Origin of the sequence: Apilactobacillus sp. EABW-1NA (assembly GCF_030398685.1) — a bacterium.
In the GTDB taxonomy this organism is placed as follows: Bacteria; Bacillota; Bacilli; order Lactobacillales; family Lactobacillaceae; genus Apilactobacillus; species Apilactobacillus waqarii.
Genome location: NZ_JAPDKO010000004.1, coordinates 18767 through 44637, shown reverse-complemented (window position 1 = coordinate 44637; position 25871 = coordinate 18767). Strand labels below are relative to the sequence as shown.

32 protein-coding genes are annotated in these 25871 nt (G+C 36.8%); 6 read left to right on the top strand and 26 right to left on the bottom strand.

Annotation, left to right across the window (positions count from 1 at the left end):
- Window positions 1–26: 26 nt before the first annotated feature.
- The 6 genes from OEZ61_RS01970 to OEZ61_RS01945 all read left to right on the top strand — a co-directional run bounded on the left by OEZ61_RS01970 (window position 27) and on the right by OEZ61_RS01945 (window position 3960).
- A complete protein-coding gene (locus OEZ61_RS01970; protein WP_034532106.1) occupies window positions 27–491 on the top strand; it encodes a GAF domain-containing protein in 465 nt (154 codons plus the stop codon).
- Window positions 492–688: 197 nt separating this feature from the next.
- On the top strand, window positions 689–1297 hold the full coding sequence (gene rpsD, locus OEZ61_RS01965) for a 30S ribosomal protein S4 (protein WP_034534348.1): 609 nt from the start codon (window positions 689–691) through the stop codon (window positions 1295–1297).
- A gap of 119 nt (window positions 1298–1416) precedes the next feature.
- On the top strand, window positions 1417–1896 hold the full coding sequence (locus tag OEZ61_RS01960) for a YueI family protein (RefSeq protein WP_057197669.1): 480 nt from the start codon (window positions 1417–1419) through the stop codon (window positions 1894–1896).
- A 34-nt stretch (window positions 1897–1930) separates the two neighbouring features.
- Window positions 1931–3184, top strand: coding sequence for a replication-associated recombination protein A (locus OEZ61_RS01955; RefSeq protein WP_198178191.1), 1254 nt, complete (start codon window positions 1931–1933; stop codon window positions 3182–3184).
- Between the two features lie 9 nt (window positions 3185–3193).
- Window positions 3194–3478, top strand: a complete 285-nt coding sequence (locus OEZ61_RS01950; protein ID WP_041152732.1) for a hypothetical protein — start codon at window positions 3194–3196, stop codon at window positions 3476–3478.
- Between the two features lie 20 nt (window positions 3479–3498).
- Window positions 3499–3960, top strand: a complete 462-nt coding sequence (locus OEZ61_RS01945) for a universal stress protein (protein WP_034534352.1) — start codon at window positions 3499–3501, stop codon at window positions 3958–3960.
- Between the two features lie 33 nt (window positions 3961–3993).
- Here the strand turns inward: OEZ61_RS01945 and OEZ61_RS01940 are convergent, their stop codons facing one another.
- The 26 genes from OEZ61_RS01940 to OEZ61_RS01815 form a co-directional block, all read right to left on the bottom strand.
- Window positions 3994–4812 (bottom strand): helix-turn-helix transcriptional regulator, encoded by an 819-nt coding sequence (locus OEZ61_RS01940; RefSeq protein WP_290046767.1) that lies wholly within the window; start codon window positions 4810–4812, stop codon window positions 3994–3996.
- A gap of 20 nt (window positions 4813–4832) precedes the next feature.
- Window positions 4833–5387, bottom strand: a complete 555-nt coding sequence (locus tag OEZ61_RS01935; protein ID WP_198178169.1) for a DNA-3-methyladenine glycosylase I — start codon at window positions 5385–5387, stop codon at window positions 4833–4835.
- 140 nt (window positions 5388–5527) lie between these two features.
- Window positions 5528–6628, bottom strand: a complete 1101-nt coding sequence (locus OEZ61_RS01930) for a D-alanine--D-alanine ligase family protein (RefSeq protein WP_041152735.1) — start codon at window positions 6626–6628, stop codon at window positions 5528–5530.
- A 71-nt stretch (window positions 6629–6699) separates the two neighbouring features.
- The gene (locus tag OEZ61_RS01925) at window positions 6700–7458 is read right to left on the bottom strand and encodes a hypothetical protein (protein WP_198178170.1); all 759 of its coding nucleotides are present in this window, start codon (window positions 7456–7458) and stop codon (window positions 6700–6702) included.
- A complete protein-coding gene (locus OEZ61_RS01920) occupies window positions 7458–8324 on the bottom strand; it encodes an ABC transporter ATP-binding protein (protein ID WP_057197661.1) in 867 nt (288 codons plus the stop codon). The genes OEZ61_RS01925 and OEZ61_RS01920 overlap by 1 nt, the downstream gene beginning before the upstream one ends.
- Window positions 8305–8688: a GntR family transcriptional regulator gene (locus OEZ61_RS01915; protein ID WP_041152738.1), complete on the bottom strand. Its 384-nt coding sequence runs from the start codon at window positions 8686–8688 to the stop codon at window positions 8305–8307. Before OEZ61_RS01915 ends, OEZ61_RS01920 begins: the two co-directional genes overlap by 20 nt.
- A 99-nt stretch (window positions 8689–8787) precedes the next feature.
- Window positions 8788–9612 carry a MetQ/NlpA family ABC transporter substrate-binding protein gene (locus OEZ61_RS01910; RefSeq protein ID WP_041152739.1) on the bottom strand — a complete coding sequence of 275 codons (825 nt, stop codon included), beginning with the start codon at window positions 9610–9612 and terminating at the stop codon, window positions 8788–8790.
- 13 nt (window positions 9613–9625) lie between these two features.
- On the bottom strand, window positions 9626–10318 hold the full coding sequence (locus OEZ61_RS01905) for a methionine ABC transporter permease (protein WP_041152740.1): 693 nt from the start codon (window positions 10316–10318) through the stop codon (window positions 9626–9628).
- Window positions 10311–11345: a methionine ABC transporter ATP-binding protein gene (locus OEZ61_RS01900; protein WP_198178171.1), complete on the bottom strand. Its 1035-nt coding sequence runs from the start codon at window positions 11343–11345 to the stop codon at window positions 10311–10313. Before OEZ61_RS01900 ends, OEZ61_RS01905 begins: the two co-directional genes overlap by 8 nt.
- 336 nt (window positions 11346–11681) lie before the next feature.
- A complete protein-coding gene (locus tag OEZ61_RS01895) occupies window positions 11682–12884 on the bottom strand; it encodes an FtsW/RodA/SpoVE family cell cycle protein (RefSeq protein ID WP_041152742.1) in 1203 nt (400 codons plus the stop codon).
- A 22-nt stretch (window positions 12885–12906) separates the two neighbouring features.
- Complete coding sequence (locus tag OEZ61_RS01890; RefSeq protein ID WP_053791633.1) at window positions 12907–13131, bottom strand: DUF2969 domain-containing protein; 225 nt, start codon at window positions 13129–13131, stop codon at window positions 12907–12909.
- Window positions 13132–13177: 46 nt separating this feature from the next.
- A complete protein-coding gene (gene yidD, locus OEZ61_RS01885) occupies window positions 13178–13453 on the bottom strand; it encodes a membrane protein insertion efficiency factor YidD (RefSeq protein WP_080768519.1) in 276 nt (91 codons plus the stop codon).
- Between the two features lie 26 nt (window positions 13454–13479).
- Window positions 13480–14475 (bottom strand): rod shape-determining protein, encoded by a 996-nt coding sequence (locus OEZ61_RS01880; RefSeq protein WP_041152744.1) that lies wholly within the window; start codon window positions 14473–14475, stop codon window positions 13480–13482.
- Between the two features lie 64 nt (window positions 14476–14539).
- Window positions 14540–15847, bottom strand: a complete 1308-nt coding sequence (gene murA, locus OEZ61_RS01875) for a UDP-N-acetylglucosamine 1-carboxyvinyltransferase (RefSeq protein WP_041152745.1) — start codon at window positions 15845–15847, stop codon at window positions 14540–14542.
- A gap of 25 nt (window positions 15848–15872) precedes the next feature.
- On the bottom strand, window positions 15873–16088 hold the full coding sequence (locus tag OEZ61_RS01870) for a DUF1146 family protein (RefSeq protein WP_080695557.1): 216 nt from the start codon (window positions 16086–16088) through the stop codon (window positions 15873–15875).
- 131 nt (window positions 16089–16219) lie between these two features.
- Window positions 16220–16642 (bottom strand): F0F1 ATP synthase subunit epsilon, encoded by a 423-nt coding sequence (locus OEZ61_RS01865; RefSeq protein WP_034534725.1) that lies wholly within the window; start codon window positions 16640–16642, stop codon window positions 16220–16222.
- Window positions 16643–16654: 12 nt separating this feature from the next.
- Window positions 16655–18061 (bottom strand): F0F1 ATP synthase subunit beta, encoded by a 1407-nt coding sequence (gene atpD, locus OEZ61_RS01860; RefSeq protein ID WP_053796435.1) that lies wholly within the window; start codon window positions 18059–18061, stop codon window positions 16655–16657.
- A gap of 23 nt (window positions 18062–18084) precedes the next feature.
- Window positions 18085–18987: a F0F1 ATP synthase subunit gamma gene (locus OEZ61_RS01855; RefSeq protein ID WP_041152747.1), complete on the bottom strand. Its 903-nt coding sequence runs from the start codon at window positions 18985–18987 to the stop codon at window positions 18085–18087.
- A 21-nt stretch (window positions 18988–19008) separates the two neighbouring features.
- Window positions 19009–20538, bottom strand: a complete 1530-nt coding sequence (gene atpA / locus OEZ61_RS01850) for a F0F1 ATP synthase subunit alpha (protein ID WP_041152748.1) — start codon at window positions 20536–20538, stop codon at window positions 19009–19011.
- 31 nt (window positions 20539–20569) lie between these two features.
- A complete protein-coding gene (atpH, locus tag OEZ61_RS01845; protein WP_290046758.1) occupies window positions 20570–21112 on the bottom strand; it encodes an ATP synthase F1 subunit delta in 543 nt (180 codons plus the stop codon).
- Window positions 21102–21638 carry a F0F1 ATP synthase subunit B gene (gene atpF / locus OEZ61_RS01840; RefSeq protein WP_041152750.1) on the bottom strand — a complete coding sequence of 179 codons (537 nt, stop codon included), beginning with the start codon at window positions 21636–21638 and terminating at the stop codon, window positions 21102–21104. The genes atpH and atpF overlap by 11 nt, the downstream gene beginning before the upstream one ends.
- Window positions 21639–21690: 52 nt before the next feature.
- Window positions 21691–21903, bottom strand: coding sequence for a F0F1 ATP synthase subunit C (gene atpE, locus OEZ61_RS01835; RefSeq protein WP_041152751.1), 213 nt, complete (start codon window positions 21901–21903; stop codon window positions 21691–21693).
- 27 nt (window positions 21904–21930) lie between these two features.
- The gene (atpB, locus tag OEZ61_RS01830; RefSeq protein WP_080997890.1) at window positions 21931–22647 is read right to left on the bottom strand and encodes a F0F1 ATP synthase subunit A; all 717 of its coding nucleotides are present in this window, start codon (window positions 22645–22647) and stop codon (window positions 21931–21933) included.
- Between the two features lie 273 nt (window positions 22648–22920).
- Window positions 22921–23553 carry a uracil phosphoribosyltransferase gene (upp, locus tag OEZ61_RS01825; RefSeq protein ID WP_041152753.1) on the bottom strand — a complete coding sequence of 211 codons (633 nt, stop codon included), beginning with the start codon at window positions 23551–23553 and terminating at the stop codon, window positions 22921–22923.
- A gap of 12 nt (window positions 23554–23565) precedes the next feature.
- Entirely contained in the window at window positions 23566–24807 is a 1242-nt protein-coding gene (gene glyA, locus OEZ61_RS01820) for a serine hydroxymethyltransferase (protein ID WP_290046751.1), read from the bottom strand.
- Between the two features lie 31 nt (window positions 24808–24838).
- The gene (locus tag OEZ61_RS01815; protein WP_290046748.1) at window positions 24839–25858 is read right to left on the bottom strand and encodes an L-threonylcarbamoyladenylate synthase; all 1020 of its coding nucleotides are present in this window, start codon (window positions 25856–25858) and stop codon (window positions 24839–24841) included.
- Between the last annotated feature and the right edge of the window lie 13 nt (window positions 25859–25871).

The following is a 25871-nucleotide window of genomic DNA, read 5'->3' as shown; positions in this document are numbered from 1 at the left end:
CAATATATACAAGGGAGTTTTCAATTATGAAAATCAATTCAATGTTAGCACAACAGTTAGACGCGTTGTTAACCGATGAACACAACAACGTTGCCAACATGGCAAATGCCTCTGCACTACTAATGCAAGAACTTCCAGATGTTAGCTGGACCGGTTTTTACACATATGTAGATGATAAAAACGAATTAATCTTAGGTCCCTTCCAAGGTAAGGTCGCTTGTGTCCACATAAAAAATGGTAGCGGTGTTTGTGGTACTGCATTTGATAAGAACGAAACTATCCGCGTAGAAAACGTAAATGATTTTCCTGGTCACATTGCCTGTGATTCAAATAGTAAATCAGAAATTGTCATCCCAATTGAAAAGGATGGAATCAGATTTGGTGTCTTAGATATTGACGCCCCTATCTTTGATCGTTTCTCAAAAGAAGATCAAGAAATGCTAGAAGAATTTGTAAAAGTCTTTGAAAGCCACATAACCATTGACAATTAGTGGTAATAATCATACAATAATTTTTGTGTAAAATAATGCAGCAGTACACGGTAAGCTCGTCAACATATTGATGCCTTAATGGTTCAATTAGTACCCCCACGGCTGCTGGGGTGAACATTGCAGAGCAATATGCACGAATACTAAGTGTACAGTGATTATTTTACTCCAAATAATAATTTTTATTGGAGGATATTTTTATGTCTAGATATACAGGTCCAAGTTGGAGAATTTCTCGTCGTCTTGGTATTTCACTTTCAGGTACTGGTAAAGAATTAGCTCGTCGCCCATACGCACCAGGTGACCACGGTCAAGGTCGTCGCGGTAAGCTATCAGAATACGGTACTCAATTGAAGGAAAAGCAAAAGCTACGTTTCATGTACGGTTTAACTGAACGTCAATTCTCAAAATTATTCGTTCGTGCGGGTAAGATTAGAGAAGGTCGTCACGGTGATAACTTCATGGTATTACTAGAACGTAGACTAGACAACGTTGTTTACCGTTTAGGTTTAGCAACTACTCGTCGTCAAGCTCGTCAATTAGTTAACCACGGTCACATCACTGTTGATGGCAAACGTGTTGACATTCCTTCATACGAAGTAAAAGTTGGTCAAGTTATTTCAGTTCGTGAAAAATCAAAAGACCTACAAATCATCAAGGAAGCCGTTGAAGCTGTTGTTGGTCGTCCACAATACGTTTCATTCGATGCTGACAAACTAGAAGGTTCTCTAACTAGATTACCTCAACGTGACGAAATGAATGCTGATATTGATGCATCACTAATCGTTGAATACTACAACAAGCTATAATTTCTGGTTATACTTGTTGCTCCAAAAAAGCGCTTTGCATTTGCAAAACGCTTTTTTTCTACCCTCTTTTAATTAATGATAAAATAGTACTAAGACATAAATGAAAAGGAGCAATTAATATGAGTGAAGATGATGTAAGCAGTCGTTTAGAACAATCATCCATGGGTGGAACTCCAAAGGTTAACCCAGATGAACAACGTAGATACCTAGGAACCTTTAGAGAACGTGTATCTCTAGCAATCCAAATCAAGGATCTATCAAATCCAAATGCGGTCAATGCACTTCAAAAAGAATTTGATAATAATAATAGCTACCAACTAATCATCAATGGTAACTTGGATCACGATGTAGTCTCCCCTTTTATCAGACTAGCATCACAAAATAACATCAAGTTCGTTATTAAAACTGACTCATTCTACCGTACTGCACCCGATAACTACGGTGTGGTCTACGCTAACAGTCAATCAATTAACGTTAATCCCGTTGATTTTGAAGAAAAGTACAATCAACAAGATACAACCACAGATCCATCAAATGATTCTGAAGACAAACAAGCCAATCAATCATTTTTTGGTAAGTTAAAAAATATATTCAAATAAAGGTGATGATAAATTGCATCCATTAGCATACCGTATGCGTCCAAAGAAAATCGAAGACGTTGTCGGTCAACAAGACTTAGTCGGTCCTGGTAAAATCATCGATCGAATGGTAAAAGCAAAGATTTTATCATCAATGATTTTATATGGACCTCCTGGAACAGGTAAGACCAGTATTGCCAGTGCAATTGCGGGTTCGACTAAGTATGCATTTCGTCAATTAAATGCAGCAACAGATACAAAAAAAGACTTACAGATTGTCGCTGAAGAAGCCAAGATGTCTGGAACGGTCGTCTTACTACTAGATGAAATTCATCGTTTAGATAAAACCAAACAGGACTTCTTATTACCACTACTAGAAAGTGGCAATATCATCCTAATCGGTGCTACTACCGAAAACCCATACATTAATATCAATCCCGCCATTAGAAGTAGAACCCAAATCTTTGAGGTACACCCTCTTAATGAAGATGATATTAAGTCTGCTGTTAAACGTGCTTTATCCGATAAAGACAATGGTCTGGGTAATATGAACATCGACTTAGCTGAAAATGCACTACACTTTCTATCAACCAGCACCAATGGTGACTTAAGAAGTGCTTTAAATGCGTTAGAACTAGCAGCTAAATCAACTACCGCAGATGACAACGGTATCATTCATATCTCGTTAGAAGATGTGGAATCATGTCTACAAAGAAAAGCTTTAACACAAGATAAAAATGGTGATGCTCACTATGACGTTGTTTCAGCTTTTCAAAAATCAATTCGTGGATCAGATGTTAATGCTGCTCTTCACTATGCCGGCCGTTTGATTGAATCCGGTGACTTAAATTCCATTAGTCGTCGTTTGATGGTTATCGCATATGAAGATGTAGGTCTAGCTAATCCAGCTGCTTGTGCTAGAACCGTTTCTGCCATCGAGGCTGCCAACAAGGTTGGTTTTCCCGAAGCAAGAATTCCCCTAGCCAATGCCATTATCGAATTGTGTCTATCACCAAAATCAAATACCGCAATGCGTGCGATTGATGCAGCGATTGCAAAGATTCGTACTGGTAACTATGGTGATATTCCCGATCATCTAAAGGATAGTCACTACTCAGGTGCTAAGAAGTTAGGCCATGGTATCAATTACAAATATGCCCATGACTATCCAAATGATTGGGTTAAACAACAGTATTTACCTACTAAGATTAAAAACGATACTTACTATGAACCAAAAACCAATGGTAAGATTGAAAGTACCTTTAAACAACAATACGAAAAACTACTTCACGCACAACGTGATAAATAGGAGTCTGCAATGTTAATTAGAATTCTAGTATTATTAGCGACAGTTGTATTATTGACAATGGGTCGTTTCCTTTTAACCCATACAGATAAGCCTTTCATGATGCTACATCCTGAAAATAATCAAACATTGGGTAAAATCGTTAAGTTTTTTGGGATTATCTTTTGCGTCCTAGCTGTCTTTTCAGCAATCGCAATTTTTATTCCAAATATCTTTTTCGTTACAACTATCATGGTAATAAGTTGTATAATGTTATTGGTGATGGAGTTAATGTTACTTACCTTCCTTACCAAGTAAATAGTTTGAGGTGAAAGAATATGTTACAAGATTACAGTCAAATTATGATTCCAATCGATGGTTCAAAAAACTCAAAGTTAGCATTCAACAAGTCAATTGAAGTTGCCAAACACAATGATGCTGACCTACACATCGTGCACGTAATCGATACGCGATCATTCACTAACCTAGCTAATTTCGACTCATCAATGTTAGATGACGTTACTAGCCGTGTTAAAGATTCACTAGAAAAATACTTAAAGAAAGCCCAAGATGCTGGAATTAAGAATGTTGATTACACAATTGAATACGGTGCTCCTAAATCAATTATCTCAAGAGATTTAGTTGATCGTTTCAATACTGATTTAATCATCATCGGTGCCAACGGACAAAGTGCTGCTGAACGTTTATTAATTGGTTCAGTTGCTTCATACGTAACTCGTGTAGCAGAATGTGATGTTTTAATCGTAAAATCAGACTTAGACAACAAAGTAGAAAAATAATAAAAAGGCCTGGATTAATATCCAGGTCTTTTTTTATTCAACAGTCCAATCATCATTTACTGATAATGGGTTATTTTCACTTAAAAACTGTTTCCAGTATTCAAAAACACCGTTGGGTTGTTCTAACTTATCAAATTTAATATCAATCCCCTTACTTTCAATACCGACGATACTGCGGTAAAAAGCACGGCATGATATTTCCTTTAAATAACTAGAACCACTCTTTAAGTCCAGTGTTGTACAAATTGCATCAAGTTCACGGTATAAAATCAAGAACTGCATATCCTCAATGTCTGATCTACTCATTTGTTTGGTCAATTCAATTGTCTCGACAACATATTGATAAGCAATGGTGAATTTATTCATCGCAAAGTAGTCAATTGCAAGCATCCCCATAATCACCATCTTTTGCATGCTAACCTCATTTTTGTCGTAAAAGTCATAGTTAAGTCTTTGGAGTTCATCAACCGATGCACTGTAATCTTGCTTACTAAGTTGAACTGCAGCATGAATGATTTGGAAGTACTTGATGTCTTCTTTATCTTCTAAGTCGTTTTCATACTTATCTAACTTTGCCTGTATCTCATCTGGAATACATAGTGCTGCACAAAATGGAATACTATTAATTTCGTAACTGGCTACTTTTTTCTCGTTTTCAATTACCTTATCAATATCTAGCAACAATATCTTACAGATGTTTTTAATCACATATAAACTAATTTGGTGGTCATAGCTACCGTTTTCAATCTGACAAATCACAGGTTGAGTACAAGCAACTTGTTTAGCTAATTGGCATTGAGTTATGTTTAAACTTTTACGTCGCTTCTTGATTAAAGTGCCGTTAATATTCATTCTATAATCCTTTCTTTGAATCACGCTTTAAAACTATCATTTAATTCCTTATGTCTAAAACAATCTATTTCATGATCATTAATCACCCCTACTGACTGAAAATATGAATATAGTGTTGTTGGTCCGACACGTTTAAATCCGGCATCTTTAAATCGTTTAACGTATGGTTTGATGAACTCTTTAATGTCATCCTTATTATTATCGTTTAGTCCATCCATTTGTGTAAAATCAAATGGTTCCCATGTTAATTGAACTAAATCATTATTTATACAAGCTTTGGCATTTTGAATTGCGGAAATTATCTTGGCATGATTTCGAATAATCGATTCATCGTTCATCAATCTTTCAATGTCTTTCTCATTAAACTGGCTAATTTTTTCAACATCAAAATCAGAGAAATCTTCTCTAAATGCTTCTCTTTTACGCAAAACGGTCGACCATGATAAACCAGCTTGAAAAATTTCTAGTGTTAAACATTCAAATAATTCAGATACTTTTTTCTTTGGAACTCCCCATTCCTTATCGTGATAAACTAACATTTCAGCGCTATCGCTAGCCCATGCACATCTTTTCATATTTCATAATTCCTTTCGGTGATTTTTACTCTATTACATACGTATAAAAACGCAAATTTTTTCGGCTAATTTAATATTTTCTTAAACAATTTTCCAACAAAAAAAGAGACAATCCAAATGATTACCTCTTTTTTTTATTATTATGATAATGGTTTGAAATCGTGAATGATGTTGTTTCGACGATCAAATTCTTTGTAAGCTAAGTCGATTAATCTATCGATTAGTTCAGTGTAACTGATACCTGAAGCTTCCCATAGTTGTGGGTATAGACTAATGTTTGTGAAACCAGGTAATGTGTTAACTTCTCCTAGGTAAGGAACACCTTCCTTAGATACTAAGAAGTCAATACGAGCTAGTCCCTTTAGACCTAATGCCTTGTATCCGCGTAATGCTAAATCAGTGATTTCGTCTGATAGTGATTCTGGAATATCAACAGGAATATCAAACTTAACTTGACTAGCATCAACGAACTTGTTGTCGTAAGTGTAGAACTTGTCTTCCTTAGGAACACGAATTGCACCAACTTGAGAAGCGATTGGTTTTTCGTTACCTAAGATTGAGATTTCTAGTTCTTCTGGACCGTTGATTGCTTGTTCAGCTAGGATCTTGTAGTCGTATCTGAATGCATCCTTTAGTCCGTCTTCAAATTCTTGTTCGTTTGTTACCTTGTGAATACCAACTGATGAACCTTGGTTGGCTGGCTTCAAGAAGATTACGTCACCGAATTCAGCTTGTAGTTTAGCGTAAGTGAATTGGTCTTGGTTGTCAGGAGTAATCAAATGGTAGTTAGTGTTTCTAACTCCTGCTAGGTTTAACATCTTCTTAGTAATGTCTTTATCAAAGCCCATTGCTGATTCCAAGATACCACTACCAACGTATGGCTTATGTAGTAATCTTAGAAGACCTTGGATAGTACCGTCTTCACCCAAGTTACCATGAACGATTGGGAAGAATACGTCAATATCCTTAGTCTTTGATAAGTTTTTAATTGGGGCCAATGGATCTGAGAAGTCTAAGTTCTTAACAGCTTCTTCAACCACAGCATCTTCAGGTTCACCATCAAACACACGGTGTGATGATTCATTATCTAAGATAATTCCTGTCTTAGTAATTAAGAATAAGCTAATATCGTACTTATCTTTATCCATCGCATCATAAATGTTATGAGCTGAACGTTTTGAAACATCATGTTCTGATGAATCTCCACCGAAAAGTAATGCTAAATGAGTCTTTTTCATCATTTTATACCGTCCTATCAATAATTCTTTGAAACTACATTATAACATGGTTTTATAGATTAAAGAATTCTTTTTTATCTTTTTACTTGTTCTAATTTGGTGAATAACAAATTAAATAATGCTGCAATAATAGTCAAAATAATCATAAATCCGATTAATGGATATGGTCTAGGAACCTTGGCGTCAATAGAAAAAATAAAGTTAAAAATTGCATCGCCATTGATGTGAGCATAAAATCTGCTGATTAGCCTTTGTGAGCTATATTGAGTTAATAAGTTAGTAAAGAACATATAGCAAACTACCCCAATGGAGTAAAAGATTGATTTACCAATCTTATTCATTAAAGATGTCATGGTTCCAAAAGTGTTCATCGCAACGAATATGAATAGCAATACCACATAGTCTGTAATAAACATTGAAATTGATTGCGCAAACACATTACTAAACGCTTTTCCATATGCTTGGTAGTACAAGTAAGTTTCACTAGGTCCTAGCTTCATGTTTATGAAGCTAATAATCACGTTAACTACATTAACGATAAGAGTTGCTTTAACGATAAACAGCATCTTAGATTTCCAAAATGTCTTACGTGAAACCCCACTCTGCATTGCCAACTTAAATCGTCTGTAGTTGAAACTAATTCCAATCATTGTGACAACAGTAATGATATAAGGTGCCATGAAAAAGCTGGCTTTTAATTGATATCCAATGGATGGTGCCCCATCTGCTGATAAAAGACCGAATAGGATATAAACAACAGAAACGACTAATCCATACCAAATGTATGGAATAAAATCATGACAATATTGCTTTGCGAGTGCTTTTGTCTTCACTATAGTCTCCCCCTATCCATAATATATACTAGTAGTTTTTGTAGTTTCATTTTTTCAATATCAACGGATGCTGGAACTTCTCTATCAGGAAGTTGATCCATAAAGTGAACTGTCTTGTAACGACCCAATTGTTCTTCATCCAATACCTTAACACCATTGATATAGCTATTAACATCTTCAGCAGGCCCAGAAATACTGTATGATTTTGATGATACATCATCGATACTTCCATTCATCTTAATTACTCCGTCTTGAAGTAATAGTACGTGACTGATAATACGGTCAATTTCATCAATAATGTGAGTGGAAATGACGAAGGTTCTTGGATTTTCACTGTATGTTTCAATCAAGTTACTTTGGAATATTTCACGATTCCTGGCATCCAAACCTAATGTTGGTTCATCCAACATGATAAACTTACAAGGCACACATAGTGAAATGATGATTTTAACGATTGATTGATAACCGGTAGATAACTTGTTAAGCTTTTGGTTAACATCTAACCTAAATTCCTTAACTAACTTTTCTTGTAAGTCCACGTCATAGTCTTGATACATTGATTCTACAAAAGAAAAAATTTGAGAAACCTTATCTTTTTTAGTGTACATATCATCTTGATTCATGAAGTAAATTTCACTCAGAGCTTCATCATTTTCATGGACTTCTTCGCCATCAAAAAGGACTTGTCCTGCTGATGGACGATTGTAATCAGCAATCATACTCATTAGTGTTGATTTACCGGCTCCGTTTTCACCGAATAATCCATAAATTTCGTTTTCTTCTAAATTAAAATTAACTTCATTCAATAGAGGTTGTTTTGCAAACTTGAAACTTTTAGCTAAATGTTTAACTTCGATCTTGCTCATTGTCGTACCCTCTCTTTACTAGTGTCAAAATATCGTCTTCAGATAGATGCAATTTCTTTGATTCATTGATTAAATTCAAAATGTAATCATTGTAGAAATGTTCCTGTCTTTGCTTAATAATTATTTCTTGAGCCCCTTGCTTCACAAAAGTTCCACGTCCACGACGTTTTTCTAACAAATCATTATTAACCAACATGTTCATCCCCTTGAGAACTGTTGCCGGATTAATCTTAAATTGCTTTGAAATTTCAGTCGTAGACGGAACTTGCGCACCTTCTTGAAAAGCACCGGTAAAGATTGCATCCTCTAGTTGAGTGGCAACCTGAATAAAAATGGGCTCCGGACTATTAAAGTCAAATTGCATCTTTTTCACCGCCTATCTTTGGTTAATTACTTATGTAACTAACTATAAAGTCAAACCCAAAAAAAGTCAATAAAAAAAAGCGTCTCAGACGCTTTTTTATTAGTAGTTCTTAGCTGGTAGCACAGAACCTTTGTAATGTTTTTTAATCCATTCTTGAGTTGATTTAGATTGTAAAACCTTAACCAATTCCTTGATGTCTTTTCTGTTTTGATCACCATTTCTAACGGCAACAATATTGAAGTATGGTGAGTTCTTTTCAGGCTTTTGTAAAGCAATTGCTTGCTTATCAGGTTGTAAACCACCTTGAACTGCGTAATTAGAGTTAATTGCCACAGCATCACCTTCACCATTATTGTAAATCAATGGCATAATCTTTGGTTCGTATCCAGTTTGGAATACCAAGTGTTTTGGATTATAAGCAATATCACTGAAGTTAGCTTGAGTAATATTGACACCCTTCTTAATTTTAATTAAACCGTTTTGTTGGAATAATTGAAGAATACGACCATAATCAGGTGCATTACTACTTACTAAGATATGAGCACCATTTTTAAGGTCTGAGAGCTTTTTGTACTTCTTGGAGTAAATACCAATTGGTTCCAAGTGAACGGCTCCTACGTTTACTAAATTGCCATCATATTCCTTGTTCCATTGATCTAAGAACGCTGGAGTTTGGAAGTAGTTAGCATCTAGTTGCTTTCCGGCTAATGCACGGTTAGGTAGCACGTAGTCTTGGAAAGTAACGATATCTAACTTAATGCCCTTTTTTCTAAGTTCTGGTTCAATGTGACGAAGAATTTGTGCATGAGGAATATTAGATGCCCCAATACGAATTGTGTTCTTTGCCTTGTAGTTACCAGGACCTAGTAATAGTAAAACGATGAATAAAACAACGATTCCACCAAAGGATAAAAGCTTTTTCATTTTAATATCCCCCTTATAGTGTACGTTTGTCGATTTTCTTAACTAGTAAGTCTCCAACTGTTTGAACGATTAGAACAATAATTAAAATAATAACGGTTGCCACTAAAGTAACAGTGTTGTTATTTGATTGGAAACCATCCAAGTATGCTAGGTAACCTAGACCACCAGAACCAATAGCACCGGCCATTGCAGTGTATGAAATCAATGAAATGGCAGTAACAGTTGCTCCGGCAATCAATGCAGGTGTACTTTCCGGAAGTAACACCTTAAAGATAACGTCCCAGTTAGTACCACCCATTGATTTAACAGCTTCAATTACACCATCATCAACTTCTCTAAAGTTAGCTTCAACCATTCTTGCGTAGAACGGAGCAGCTGAAATAACTAGTGATGGAATAGCGGCCTTAGGTCCAATAATGGTACCTACAAGGTCCTTTGTGAATGGTAATAGTAATACGATTAAGATAATAAATGGAATTGATCTGAATACGTTAACTAAGAATGATACTACCCAGTTAATGATCTTCCAGCCAAAACCAGACTTGTTACGACTTTCGAATAATAATAGTCCTAAAATAATTCCTAATACAGCAACAATAATCATTGATAAAGCAGTCATCCAAACTGTTTCCCATGTTGCTTGTCTCATTGCACTCCAATTAACGTTATTGAATTGGAAGTATGATTGAATTCCTTGATTAGCCACGGTTAATCACCTCTGCTTCCACGTTTACTGATTTCAAGTATTCAACAGCCTTGTTTTGGTCTTCAGGAGTTCCTAGTAGTTGTAGAACTAGTGAACCGATTGAACCACCTTGTGTTTGATGAATGCTTCCTTCAACGATGTTTAATTCTAATGAATCAAATTCGCGAATCATTTGGGATACAACTGGTTGTTGTGATTGAGTACCCTTGAAGGTTAACTTAATCACCATACCATTTGGATAGTTCTTAATGATTTCGTCTACGGTCATGCTCAAGTCCTTAGCATTTGGATTGTCATCTTCGTTAACGAAACGTTTAGTGATGTCTTGTTGAGGGTTTTGGAAAATGTCGTAAACATTTCCATTTTCAACAACTTGACCATCCTGCATAACAGCAACTTTTGAAGCTGTCTTTCTAATGGCATGCATTTCGTGAGTAATCAAAAGAATAGTTAAGTTTAACTTCTTGTTGATTTCTAGTAATAGGTCCAAAATTTCATCGGTTGTTTGTGGATCTAGCGCACTAGTAGCTTCATCAGAAATAAGAATTTCTGGGTCATTAGCCAATGCTCTGGCAATCCCAACACGTTGTTTTTGCCCACCGGATAGTTCTGAAGGATAATCGTTTTCACGACCCTTTAGACCAACTAATTCAATTAGCTTTTCTGCCTTTTGATGACGTTGTTCTTTATCAACACCAGCAATTTCTAGTGGTAATTCAATATTTTGTTGGATAGTTCTAGACCATAGTAAGTTAAAGTGTTGGAAAATCATACCAACCTTCTTACGTTGTGATCTTAATTCCTTGCTACTTAATTTCGCAATATCCTTACCATTAATTTCGATAGAACCAGAAGTTGGGGCTTCTAGACCATCTAACATTCTAACAAGTGTTGATTTACCGGCACCAGAGTAACCGATAATACCAAAGATTTCACCGTCGTTAATTTCTAGGTTAACGTCTTTAACAGCTGTTAGGATGCTTTTATCAAGTTTGTATTTCTTATTAACATTCTTAAATCTAATCAAACTGTTTCTCCTCACTTTCAAATAAAAAAAGCCTTCCGCACCTACTGATTTAACAGTAAAGGACGAAAAGCTCGTGTTACCACCTTTTATTCACCATTGCCTCACGACAATAGCCTCATAAGTATCTTTAATACTTCAGCAATATAACGTTTGCCAGACGATGTTAGTTTATCCCAAATTTCGCTAACTGATTATTTATCAAGACCATATTCGGTAACTACAAATAACTCTTTTTCACCAACCGAGCTCTCTGTGATATTCATTAGTTACTTACTCATCTTATAATCAAATTTTAATAAAGTATACAATTATTTAATGTACTTGTCAATTCATTAGCTATGAGAAGTCACGGCTAGCACTGAACATGTACCCATAATTATGATACTGCATTGACATGACTAATCCAATCCCTATCATGTTACCAATCAAGGCAGATCCACCCTGACTGACGAATGGCAATGGAATACCAGTCAATGGTAATAGTCCAATACTCATACCAATATTTTCAAATACATGGAATAAGATCATCATGATAATTCCAGTTGAAATGTATGCATAGTAGACGTTCTTAGTTTCAAATGTAACCTTAATCATTCGATAAATCAAAACGAAGTAGATACCAATTAAAACTAAACCACCGATGAAACCAAAGTTTTCACCGATAACTGAGAAAATCATATCTGATTCTCGAACCGGCACGTAAACGTGAGATACGTTGAATCCAGTCCCACCGAATCCCCCAGAACCAACGGCTTTTATACTTTGCCATAATTGGTAACCAGAACCAGCTAGGTTTTCAGGATTTGATGGGTCCAACCAATCGTTAACACGATCGAATTGGTAAGATTGAAACCCTAATGCTTCCAAAATCTTTCTACCACCGCTAGTAATAACTAAAATTAAAGCAGTCCCACCAATTGTTGCGAATGCAGCAACTCCAGGAACAATGATTCTCCAAGTAATTCCAGACACAATAACTAGTCCACCAAGCATGGCGAAGAAAACAAGCATTGTACCGAAATCATTTTCAATTTTTAATAACACACAGATTGGTAATGTCCATAGGATCATCTTCCCCAATAACAGTGCATCTGTTTTTAATGTGTGAACAGCGTAGTTTCTGTTATGTTCAACAATCACTCTTGCCAACATAACCACAAACGCTGGTTTCATAATTTCGGCTGGCTGAAAGGTCAACGGACCTAATTGGAACCAACTCTTGGCACCTGTTTGAACAAAATAATATCTACTGTACAAAACAAGTAACGATGCCAGTAACGTTAATGCTCCCCAGTAAATAATTGGTGCCACTTTCCATAATTGTTCAGAATCAAATTGCATAATGATTATGATTATTACAGTTCCGATTGTATACCATACCAACTGCGTAATCATTTGCTTCACGATTGTTCCGGAATATGAATCATGATTTACGGCAACGTATATTGCGCCAACACCAATCAATGCTAAAAGAGCCACACAAATTATGATTGTCCAATCTAATCGAGAAGAATTGCTATCATTGTCACTATTAAACACTGCAAATCACCTCTAAATCATTTTAGCCCTTGTGTAAGTTGTATTGGCTAATTAATAATTCAATTCCTTCGTCTAAGGATTTGGCTTTAAATACATTATCTTCATCGAAAACAGCTTCGAACTTTTCTTCATCCATTTGACGGATAAAGCCAACTTCTTGCTTACCAACAAAAAGAACTTCGCGTTCTTCACCGTTTACGTTTTGTGTATCTAAAGTTACTTCAATATTTTTCTTTCCCTTTGACATTTTGTCCTCCTAAAAATAAAAGTAGCCGATTCAATTATTTGATCGACTACTTTAAATTCATAGAACGTCGATAATCTTTCGACGCCCTCTTATTTCTAAAAATAGTAAAATGATCAGAAACCGGATCATAACCACCTTTGACAAAAGGATGACAACGTAAAATCCGTGCACACCCCATTACAAAACCTAATAATGCTCCGTGCTTTCTGACAGCATCGATCATATAAGTAGAACATGTCGGATAATAACGACAAGACGCCGGTAAAAGTGGTGAAATGAATCGTTTATATCCCATCACTAATTTTATCAGAAACTTTCTCATCAGTTATCACTTTCTTATATTAATCTTTATTTTTTGCTTTCTTGTTTGTTGATATGTTCAAGTAATGCACCGGCACCCTTAGCAACATTATCTAGAGGACTTTCAGAAATTAACACTGGCACAGTTAATTCTTTTGAAATTGCATGATCGATACCTCTTAATAAGGCACCACCACCTGTTAAAATAATTCCTCTGTCTACAATATCAGAAGCTAATTCAGGAGGAACTACTTCTAAGACATCCTTAGCAGCATCAATAATTTGGTTAACAGTATCTTCAACAGCCTTTTGTACTTCTAAACTGTTTAGAGTAATAGATCTTGGCATACCACCAAGTACATCTCTACCACGAACTTCCATTTCTTTCACATCAGTTTCGTTTGGATCTGCAGTACCAATGGTAATCTTAATCTTTTCGGCAGTGTGTTCACCGATAACCAATCCATGTTTATCCTTTATGTAAGAAACGATATCAGTGTTCATTACATCACCGGCTACACGAATGGATTTACTTGCAACAATATCACCTAATGATAACACGGCGATGTCAGATGTTCCACCACCCATATCAATTACCATGTTTCCTTTTGGTTGGAAAATGTTCATTCCGGCACCAATTGCAGCAACCTTAGGTTCTTCTTCGATATAAACTTTACCACCACCAGATTTTTCAGCAGCTTGAATAATTGCTTTTCTTTCGATGTTAGTAATGTTTGTTGGGGCACAAATCATGGTCTTTGGTTTTGACATAAAGCCTTTAACGCTCAACTTATTGATAAAGTATGTAAGCATCTTTTCTGTTACGTCAAAGTCAGAGATAACCCCTTCTTTAAGTGGTCTGATTGCACGAATGTTGCTTGGTGTTCTACCAACCATTCTATATGCTTCAGAACCAACTGCTAATAATTTATTTGTTTTAATATCTACCGCAACAACAGATGGTTCGTTTAATACGATTCCCTTTCCTGTTACGTAAATTAAAACATTGGCAGTACCTAAGTCAATGCCGATATCTTTTACCATTTCTCTCTTCCTCCTGAGTTAACTCATATGTTAAATATTATATCATATCGCTCTATAATTGATTTTATTTTTGTGAAGTTTTACTAAATGAGAGCTCCTCATTATCTTTCATATCAACTCTCTTAATGTCAGCACCAAGTTTGGCTAACTTGACATGAAAATCGTAATATCCACGATCTAAGTATTTTAAATTTCTAACGATAGTAATACCGTCAGCAACTAGACCAGCTAAAACAAGCGCTGCAGCAGCTCTCAAATCAGTTGCAGCAACTTCTGCGCCGCTAAACTTAGTTGGTCCGTTTAAGACCACACTCTTCCCGTTGATTCTAAATTTAGCGTTCATTCTAGCTAGTTCATCCAAGTGCATGAAACGATTTTCAAACACTGTTTCAGTCAATAAACTACTACCTTGAGCAGCTAATTGTAATACGGTCATTTGAGGTTGCATATCTGTTGGGAAACCTGGGTATGGTAGTGTCTTTACGTCAACAGGTTTTAATTCATCTGGACCAATAACACGAATACCATTTGATTCTTCCTTAACAGTTACACCCATTTCTTGCATCTTAGCGATTAATGGTTGGTTGTATGATGCTTCAGCATCTTCAATCAAGACGTTACCGCGTGTTAATGCCGCAGCTACCATGAAAGTACCTGCTTCGATACGGTCCTGTAGCACACTGTGGTCAACACCGTGTAGCTTACTTACACCTTTAATCTTAATCTTGCTAGTACCTGCACCCATAACGCTAGCACCCATCGCATTTAAGATGTTGGCTAGGTCAACGATTTCAGGTTCTTGAGCAACATTTTCAATGATGGTTTGGCCTTCTGCTAATGTGGCAGCCATCATAATGTTTTGAGTAGCACCAACACTTGGGAAGTCCATGTAAATTTCGGCACCCTTTAAACCGTCTTCAGCAAAAGCTTCAACGTATCCATCATGTTGTTCGATTTTGGCACCTAGTGCTTCAAAACCTTTCAAGTGAATATCAATTGGACGAGAACCAATTGCACATCCACCAGGCAATGCAACCTTAGCATGACCTAATCTGGCCAATAGTGGTCCCATTACTACGATTGATGCTCTCATCTTTGAAACATATTCTAATGGAGCTTCGTATGAGATTTGGTTGGTAGCATCAAAACTCATTTGATTCTCATTAGTGTTAAAGTCAATTTTTAAGTTCAAGAAGCGTAAAACTTCTTCCATTGTATATACGTCTGATAATAGTGGTACGTTGTTTAAAACTGTTTTTCCTTCACTGGCTAAAATGGTAGCAGCCATTATTGGTAGGACAGCATTTTTTGCACCTTCAATGTGGACGTTACCGGTAAGGCGTTGGCCTCCCTTAATCACGATTTTATCCACTGGTAACCCTCCAGTAATTTCAATTTTAATGATTTATTGTCATGTTTATTACCCATATAAAGAAAGATCCTGACACATATCCAATACAGATAGATAATAGAATTATTAAAATTCGGTACTGATTAATGTGCATTTTGACATATCTTTCTAGATGAATATCATTTAAACTCCAAAAAGCTAATCCAATAAAGAATAATTGAATAGCTAAATCTAAGAAAGAATTAATATTTGATGATTCCATAATATCTCCATTCTTTATAGCAACTATAACATAAAAAACACTTTTTGTCTTTCTAATCTTTACTAAGTATTTATTAATTTATTTTTTATTTATGTATCAAAAAAGGCCTGCATTAGATGCAGACCTTTTCCTTAATGTTTAGCAACATGCATTCGGTTAATAGCTCTTCTCAAAGCAACTTGGTTTCTTAGGATTTCTTGGTTATCATGCTTTTGTCTAGCGATTTCCAATGCCTTTTGAGCACGGTCTCTCGCAGCAGCGGCACGATCAACGTCGATATCCCCTTGCTTTTCGGCACTATCTGCAATAACAGTTAAGTTATTGTTTGAGAATTCAACAAAACCACCGTTAACGGCAATTTCATCTACATCTGAACCGGATTTTACTTTTACTTCGTCAACTTCCAATGAAGCTATTACGGGAACATGATTAGGCATAATTCCTAATTGACCACTCTTGGTTCTAACAATAACCAAGCGAGCATCTTCACGTTCATATACCTTACCATCAGGAGTAACGATACTAACGGTTAATACTGAGTTGTTATCAGCCAATTAGAACCCTCCTTAGTTGTTTTGCTTCATTTTTTTAGCATTTTCAACTACGTCTTCAATAGGTCCACAGTTTCTAAATGCATCTTCAGGAAGATCATCATACTTACCATCTAGGATAGCTTTGAAACTTTCAACAGTCTTGGCAACTGGAACATATCTACCTGGTAAACCAGTAAATGTTTCAGCAACACTAAAGCTTTGTGATAGGAAGAATTGGATACGACGTGCACGACCAACAATGGTCTTTTCTTCGTCAGATAATTCATCCATACCTAAGATAGAAATGATATCTTGAAGTTCATGGTATCTTTGCAATACTTGTTGTACTTCAGTTGCAACCTTGTAGTGTTCTTCACCAACAATTGATGGATCTAGAGCAGCTGATGTTGATGCTAATGGATCAACGGCTGGGTAGATACCTTGTTGAGTTAATGAACGTTCCAAGTTGGTTGTTGCATCCAAGTGAGCGAAAGTAGTTGCAGGAGCAGGGTCGGTGTAATCATCGGCAGGAACGTAAACGGCTTGAATTGAAGTAATCGCACCATTCTTAGTTGAAGTGATACGTTCTTGCAATTGACCCATTTCAGTAGCCAATGTAGGTTGGTAACCTACGGCTGATGGAATACGACCTAACAATGCGGAAACTTCAGTACCAGCTTGAGTAAATCTAAAGATGTTATCGATGAACAATAGAACATCGGTACCAACTTCGTCACGGAAGTATTCCGCGATAGTCAAACCAGTTAAAGCAACACGCATACGTGCTCCAGGTGGCTCGTTCATTTGACCATATACCATGGCTGTCTTGTCCAAGACACCTGAACCTTTCATTTCAAAGTACATATCGTTACCTTCACGAGTACGTTCACCAACACCGGTGAATACTGAGATACCGTTATGTCCTTGAGCAATATTATGAATTAATTCTTGAATTAAAACAGTTTTACCAACTCCGGCACCACCGAACAATCCAACCTTACCACCACGAATGTATGGTGCTAGTAAATCGATAACTTTAATACCGGTTTCTAGAATTTCTGCAGATGGATTTAATTGATCGTAACTTGGAGCTTGTCTGTGAATTGGCCAACGTTCTGCATCGTCGCCAAATTCAGGACCACCATCAATTGGTTCACCAAGAACGTTAAATACACGACCTAAAGTGTTTTCACCAACAGGAACTGAAATAGGAGCTTTAGTATTTTCAACTTCCATTCCACGGCGTAAACCGTCAGTTCCGTCCATGGCGATAGTTCTAACAACACCGTCACCTAATTCAAGTGTAACTTCTGTAACTAAAGTTTCGTTATCGTCTTTGTGTACACGAAGAGCGGTGTTGATGTCAGGTAATTCAACGTCCGTTGGGAATTCAACGTCAACGACTGGTCCAATAACTTGAATAATCTTACCAGTACTCATTTTCGTTAATTCCTCCCGTCATATTAGTGCTTCAAAGCTTCTTGACCACCGACAATTTCAGTGATTTCGGTAGTAATAGCAGCTTGTCTTGCACGGTTATATTGTAATTCTAATCTAGAAATAAGATCTGATGCATTGTCTGAAGCAGATTGCATAGCAGTTGAACTTGATGAATGTTCTGAAGTCTTAGCATCAAGGATTGCTCCGAATACTAAACTTTGTGCGTATTGAGGTAATACAACCTTCAATACAGCTGATTCGTCAGGTTCAATTTCATATTCAGCACTAAAGTCATGTGCCTTAATGTCTTTACTTGAATCTTCTTCAAATGCTTCGCTATCCATTGGTAGCATTTTTTCAGCTCTAAAAGTTGAAGAAATACGGTTAACAAAGTGTGTGTAACAAACGTATAACTTGTCAAACACACCATCTTCAAACATTGAGTTTGCAGTCTTAACGATTTCTCTAACTTCAGCGAAAGTAGGAATATCAGAAACGCCACGGTATTCATAAGCCACGTTTACATTACGGTTCTTATAAAAGTCAGCACCATTTCCACCTACAGCTAAAATCATGTAATCATCAGGATTTGGAGTGTGTTCTTCAATAAAGTTATTAGTTTCTCTAATCACATTACTGTTGTAACTTCCTACCATTCCACGATCAGATGTAATAACTAGGTATGCTGTCTTACCAGACTTGTGGTCAGACGCATTACTTGAGGAATTAATTTTGTCTAACAAATGAGACTGAGCTAAATGCATTACAACAGCCTTAACACGAGAAACATATTCCTCATAATTACTGGTATGCTTTTGAATACGGTTCAACTTTGCAGTAGAAACCATTTGCATCGCAGTAGTAATTTGACGTGTATTTCTGGTTGATGCAATACGATGTTTAACATCATTAATAGATTCAGCCATTAGTTCTCACCATCCTTCAAGCTAGTTATTTTGTGTTTCTTCTTGCTTACTTGGAGTGAATGATTTAGTAAATTCATCAACTGCATTTGCTAAAGCATCACCTTCTGGTAACTTACCAGTGTTTACAATTGTATCTAGTAAGTCACGATGTGAAGCGTCGAAGAAGTTGAATAATTCAGTTTGGTAACGTTGGATATCGTCAACAGCAATCTTGTCTAGGTATCCGTGTGTCAAACTAAATAGAATAAGTACTTGTTTTTCGACAGGTAGTGGAGCGTGAAGAGGTTGTTTTAGAACTTCTTCAGTACGAGCTCCACGGTTCAACTTAGCTTGAGTTGCATCATCCAAGTCAGAACCGAATTGAGCAAAGGCTTGTAGTTCATGATATGAAGCTAGGTCAAGTCTCAAAGTACCTGCTACTTGTTTCATCGCTTTAATTTGAGCGTCCCCACCAACACGAGAAACTGATGTACCAGCATCAATGGCTGGACGAGTTCCTGAATAGAACATGTCTGAGTTCAAGAAGATTTGACCATCAGTAATTGAAATAACGTTGGTTGGAATGTAAGCTGAAACGTCCCCTGCTTGAGTTTCAACAATTGGTAGAGCAGTCATTGAACCGCCACCTAACTTGTCTGATAACTTAGCAGCACGTTCTAGTAAACGTGAGTGGGTATAGAAGATATCACCAGGATATGCTTCACGACCAGGAGGTCTACGAAGAATAAGTGATAGTTCACGGTAAGCGTTGGCTTGTTTTGTTAAATCATCATAAACGATCAAAACATGCTTACCTTGGTTCATAAAGTATTCACCAATAGCTGCACCAGCGTAAGGAGCAATGTATAGTAATGGAGCTGGTTCAGAAGGACCGGCTGACAATACGATTGTGTAATCCATTGCGCCAAACTTTTCTAGAGTAGCAACTTGTGAACGGACAGTTGAGTCCTTTTGTCCAATCGCAACGTAGATACAAATCATATCTTGATCCTTTTGGTTCAAGATAGTATCAACAGCGATTGAAGTCTTACCTGTTTTTCTATCACCGATGATTAATTCACGTTGGCCACGGCCAATTGGAACTAACGCATCGATTGACTTAATACCAGTTTGTAATGGTTCAGAAACACTTTGTCTGTCCATGATACCTGGAGCTTTCTTTTCAATAGGACGAGATGATTCAGTCTTGATATCACCCTTACCATCAATTGGTTGACCTAATGAGTTGATGGTTCTACCCACCATTTCTTCTCCAACAGGAACTTCCATGATTTTACCGGTACGCTTAATAGTTGCACCTTCACGAATATGTGTACAGTCACCTAAAACAACAATACCTACATCGTTACTTTCAAGGTTTTGAGCCATACCATAGATTCCGTTTTCGAATTCAAGTAACTCACCAGACAACGCATTATCTAAACCATGAGCACGAGCAACACCGTCACCAACGTAGGTAACAACCCCTGTTTCTTCAACAGCTAGGTCATCCTTGTAACCGGATAATTGTTGCTTGATTAGAGCACTGATTTCTTCAGCATTAATGCTCATAAAAGTTTCACCTCTTTGATAGATATTGTTATTAACTCAATAGAAGTTTTTTAATGTTGTTAATTTTTGTCTTAACACTTCCATCAAAAATAACGTTCGATGATTTTAGAATTACACCACCGATTAGACTTTGATCAACTTTGTTATCTAGGATAACTTCGTTGGCACCTACACGCGCTTTAAAAACGTCTGCAAGTTTTTGCTTTTGTTCGTCGGATAGAGGAACTACAGATAGTGCATCAGCATGAACAATCTTATTCTTTTCATTGTAAGAACGTTCAAATTCTTCCACAATCAAAGTAAATTCATCCATTTTGTTAGAACCTAATAAAACTTTTAAAAGGTTTTTAACAAATTCGACGTCAGAATTGTCAATCAAAGGTTTGATTAAACTTTCTTTTTTGTCTTCTGGAAAGCTTACATCAGTTAAAACTCGACTTAGTGATGAATTATCATCAAAAACTTTTTTGATAGATAATAATTCACTCAAACCGGCTTCAACTTGATTTTTTTCTTCAAGCACTTCATAAAGTGCTTTTGAATAGCGTTTTGCGAATGTGATTTTATCTAGCATCTTGCTTCCCCAACCCTTCAATATAAGAATCAATCAATGCCTTTTGATCGTCAGCTTTTAATTCTTTTTGAATGATCTTAGAAGCAATTTCAATAGATAAATTGGCCACATCATTTTTGGTGTTTGCTAAAGCATCTTTACGTTCTTGTTCAATATCTTTTTGAGCAGAAGTCTTGATACTTTGAGCATCGTTTCTAGCAGTTGTGATAATTTGGTCACTTTGTACTTGAGCAGATTGCTTGGCGTTATTAATAATGCCGGTTGCATCTTCTCTAGATTTTGCTAAGGCGTCTTCACGTTGCTTTGCTAAATCTTCAGCGTCCTTACGTGACTTTTCTGCAGAATTGATGTCATCGGCAATCTTGTTAGCACGTTTTTCCATCATTTCTGATAATGGCTTCCATGCAAATTTCATGATAAGAATCATCAAGATGATGAAAACAAGAGCTGTAAAGATCATGTTACCGTAGTACAATCCACCACCATCAGTCACAGCGACAGTTGGCAATAATGAATGTGAAAGCATCTATTGACACCTCCTTAATTGAGAATAGAAGAATTACTTTACCTTTATATTATTATTTAGCCATGTATACGAATGATAGAACTAAAGAAATAATAGGTAGAGCTTCGACCAAACCAACACCGATAAACATGTTAGTTCTTAATTGACCAGTCATTTCTGGTTGTCTAGCCATTCCTTCAATAAATTTAGAAATAACGATACCATCACCGATACCCGCACCAATAGCGGCACCAGCCATAGCAATACCAGCAGCTAATACACCCATGGTAAATCCTCCTTATAATAAATAAAATTATTCCTCAGGTTGAATCTTTTGAGAAATGTATACGAATGTTAAGGTTACAAATACGAATGCTTGAACACTTCCGATAAAGATTGAGAATGCTTCCCAAATCATTGCAACAAGTACGGAAGGGATGTATCCCAATACACCGTAACCTAGTGCTAATTTAGATAGCAATCCTAGAAGTAGTTCACCTGCGAAAATATTACCATATAGACGCAAACCAAGAGTTAGGAAGTTAGCTAACTCTTCGAAGACATTCAATGGCAACCATAACTTAAATGGCTTCAAGTATGTACTTGAGAAGTAACCCTTGAATCCAAGCTTTGAAACTCCTGCGAAATGAGCCCATGCCAACGTGATAGCGGCCAATGTCAAAGTGACAATTGGATCTGACGTTGGACTTTTAACATAGGCAACCCCATTGTAATCAATTTGGAAAAGTAGTCCCATTTGGTTAGAAATGAAGATGAATACGAATAGTACGAAAGCAAATAGACCGTAAGCCTTGGCTTTAGCACCTTCAACAGAAGTGTTAACAATTCCGTTGGTGAAATCAACAATCATTTCAAGCAAGTTTTGTTTCCCTGATGGAATCACTTGTAGTTTTCTAGAACAAATGAATACAAACAAGAATACGAAAACTGCGGCAACCGTAACGGAAACCATGTTTCCAATATTGAATGTAAGCCCAAATAGCTTAAATGTGGATATTGGATCATTCACAGATTATCACCCCTTTTCGCAACCTAAGCATACTAAACATTAACATTACATTAATGATAGTTTTAACTCTTAAGATGATGTATTTCTCTTTCAAAATACACTAAGATATTACCACCATTCAGGCTTCATTTCAAAATAAAATAACTATTTAACAGTTTTTTTACAAAAATTACAATTTGTGCTTTACAAATTGTAAAAAATATATCTTGGACTTTTAGTATAAAGTTATACATAAATAAAAAATCCATCGCGAAAAAACGACGGATTTTTATTTTATTTAGTTCCGAATAGACGATCTCCGGCATCACCTAGTCCGGGTACAATGTAACCGTTTTCTAGATGATCATCTAACGCAGCAGTGTAAATATCTACGTCACCATGGGCTTTTTGAAGCGCTTCCACACCTTCGGGAGCAGCTACCAAGCACACAAATTTAATATTACTTTCGTCGACACCACGCTTAATTAAAGCATCGATTGCCATGATGGCAGAACCACCGGTAGCAAGCATTGGATCAACAACAAAAATTTGACGTTTGTCAATATCACTTGGCAATTTCACAAAGTATTCGTGTGGTTCCAGGGTCTTTTCGTCACGGTACATACCGATGTGACCGACCTTAGCGGCTGGGATTAGGTCCAAGATACCATCTACCATCCCGATGCCGGCACGAAGAATTGGCACAACGGCTACCTTCTTACCTGAAAGTTGCTTTGCATGCGCAATTCCTTGTGGAGTCTTTACATCAACGTCTTCTAGTGGCATGTCTCTAGAAACTTCGAAAGCTAGCAATGAGGCAATTTCATTTACAACTTCACGAAATTCTCTAGTTCCACAATTTTCGTTTCTAATAATAGTTAACTTGTGTTGAATCAATGGATGATTCATTACTTGAAATTTTCCCATGATTAATCTCCTTTAATCAAAAATTGGATGTGATTGGGTTAATTGGGATACTTCTTCTTTTACTTCGTTTAGGACATTTTCATCGTCATGATTTTCAATTGCACGTGTTATCATCTTTGCAACTTTACGTGAATCTTTTTCATCGAACCCTCTAGAAGTAATCGCAGGAGTTCCTAATCTTAATCCACTTGTAACAAATGGACTTAATTTCTCATCAGGAATTGCTTCCTTATTAGTTGTAATCTTAAGTGAATCTAATAGGATTTGAGCTTCCTTCCCATTTAATTCAGTGTTGGTTAAGTCTAAGACCATCAAATGGTTATCGGTACCACCAGATACCACCTTGATAGTATCACTGTTGTTAAATTCGTCAGCCATAGCAGCTGCATTTTTAATAACTTGTTTTGAGTATTCTGTAAATGCTGGTTGCAAGTCTTCAAAGAAACAAGCAGCCTTACCAGCAATCACGTGTTCCAATGGTCCACCTTGTGATCCTGGGAACATTGCAGAATTAATCTTTTTAGCATATTTTTCGTTAGACAAAATCATTCCACCACGAGGTCCTCTTAGAGTCTTGTGAGTGGTTGTAGTTACGACATCGGCAATTCCGATGGGACTTGGATGTAATCCGGTAGCAATTAGTCCAGCAATGTGGGCCATATCTACCATTAAGTAGGCGCCAACTTCGTCGGCAATTTCTCTGAACTTGTTCCAGTCGATGATACGGCTGTAAGCTGAAGCACCAGCAACAATAATTTGTGGTTGAACTTCCCTAGCAATTGCTAAGATATCATCGTAGTTAAGACGTTCAGTCTTTGGATCTAGGCCGTATGAGAATGATTGGTAAATCTTACCTGAGAAGTTTACCTTAGCACCGTGGGTTAAGTGACCTCCAGCGTTTAGGTCCATCCCTAAAATCTTATCTCCAGGCTTCAAAAATGCTGAGTACACAGCTTGATTAGCTTGTGAACCTGAATGTGGTTGAACATTAACGTATTCAGCCCCAAATAACTTCTTTGCACGTTCAATCGCTAATGTTTCTGATTTATCTACAAATTCACACCCACCGTAGTATCTCTTACCAGGATACCCTTCGGCGTATTTGTTAGTTAAAACAGAACCTTGTGCAGCCATTACAGCGTTTGATGCAATGTTTTCTGACGCAATTAGCTCAATTGTGTTTTCTTGACGAGTTTGTTCATTCTTAATTACATCCCATAATTCTTTGTCTTCATTTTGGTAATCGTATTTCATGACAGAAGTGCCCCCCTCAAAAGTTACGTAACTATTTATTAAAATGTTTTTGTCCAGCAGATTTATTCAATCTGTTCATATATGCTTCACCAATGCCTTGATTTGCAAAACCTTGGGTCAAGATTGATTTTACTTCTTCTTCATTGTCAAAATGTCTTAGCCCTGCAAATAAAGCATGACTTGCTGATAAGACGGTATCTCCTAATGAAAATGTTTCAACATTATCAGACCAATCAATATCGTTTAAAACAGCATCAGTTGCCATGACTCCGACAGTATGATCTTGTTGTGATGCCCACTTAGCTGCTTTCTTGAAGTCGCTTGTGGAATCGACAATATAGACTTGAGCTGATGGCGCGTAGTGCTTGTACTTCATTCCTGGAGCCTTTGGAATTTGGCTATCAGATAGATGTACTCGTTCATCTAGCACGGGTTTGTTGATAATTTCTTCGATTTGTTCAGCTGAAATAGCACCTGGTCTTAAAATGGCAGGTTGATCAGTAGACATATCTAACACCGTGGATTCAACACCATATTGGCATTCACCGTCATCTATAATTCCAGCAATCTTACCTTTTAAATCATGGTAAACATGCTTAGCCAAGGTAGGACTTGGTTTTCCAGATGTGTTAGCAGATGGTCCCACAATTGGTACCCCGGCTTCTCTAATCAATGATAACGTTACATCATTGTTAGGATTTCTAAATGCGGCAGTATCCAATCCACCGGTAACGGTTTTAGATAATACATTGTCTTTCAAATTAAAAATGATGGTTAATGGTCCAGGCCAAAATGTATTAATTAGCTTCTTTGCCTCATCAGACAATGGTTGTGCGTATCTTTCAACCATTTCTGGGCCGTCAACATGGACGATTAAAGGATTGTCGCTTGGACGTCCTTTAGCCGCGTAAACTTGCTTAACCGCATCTTCATTAGTTGCGTCTGCCCCTAAACCGTATACCGTTTCAGTTGGGAAAGAAACTAGCTTTCCATCGACGATATCTCTAGCGGCTGCAGCTAAATCATCTGCAGTGTATATCTTTGTGTCCATATATAAATACATC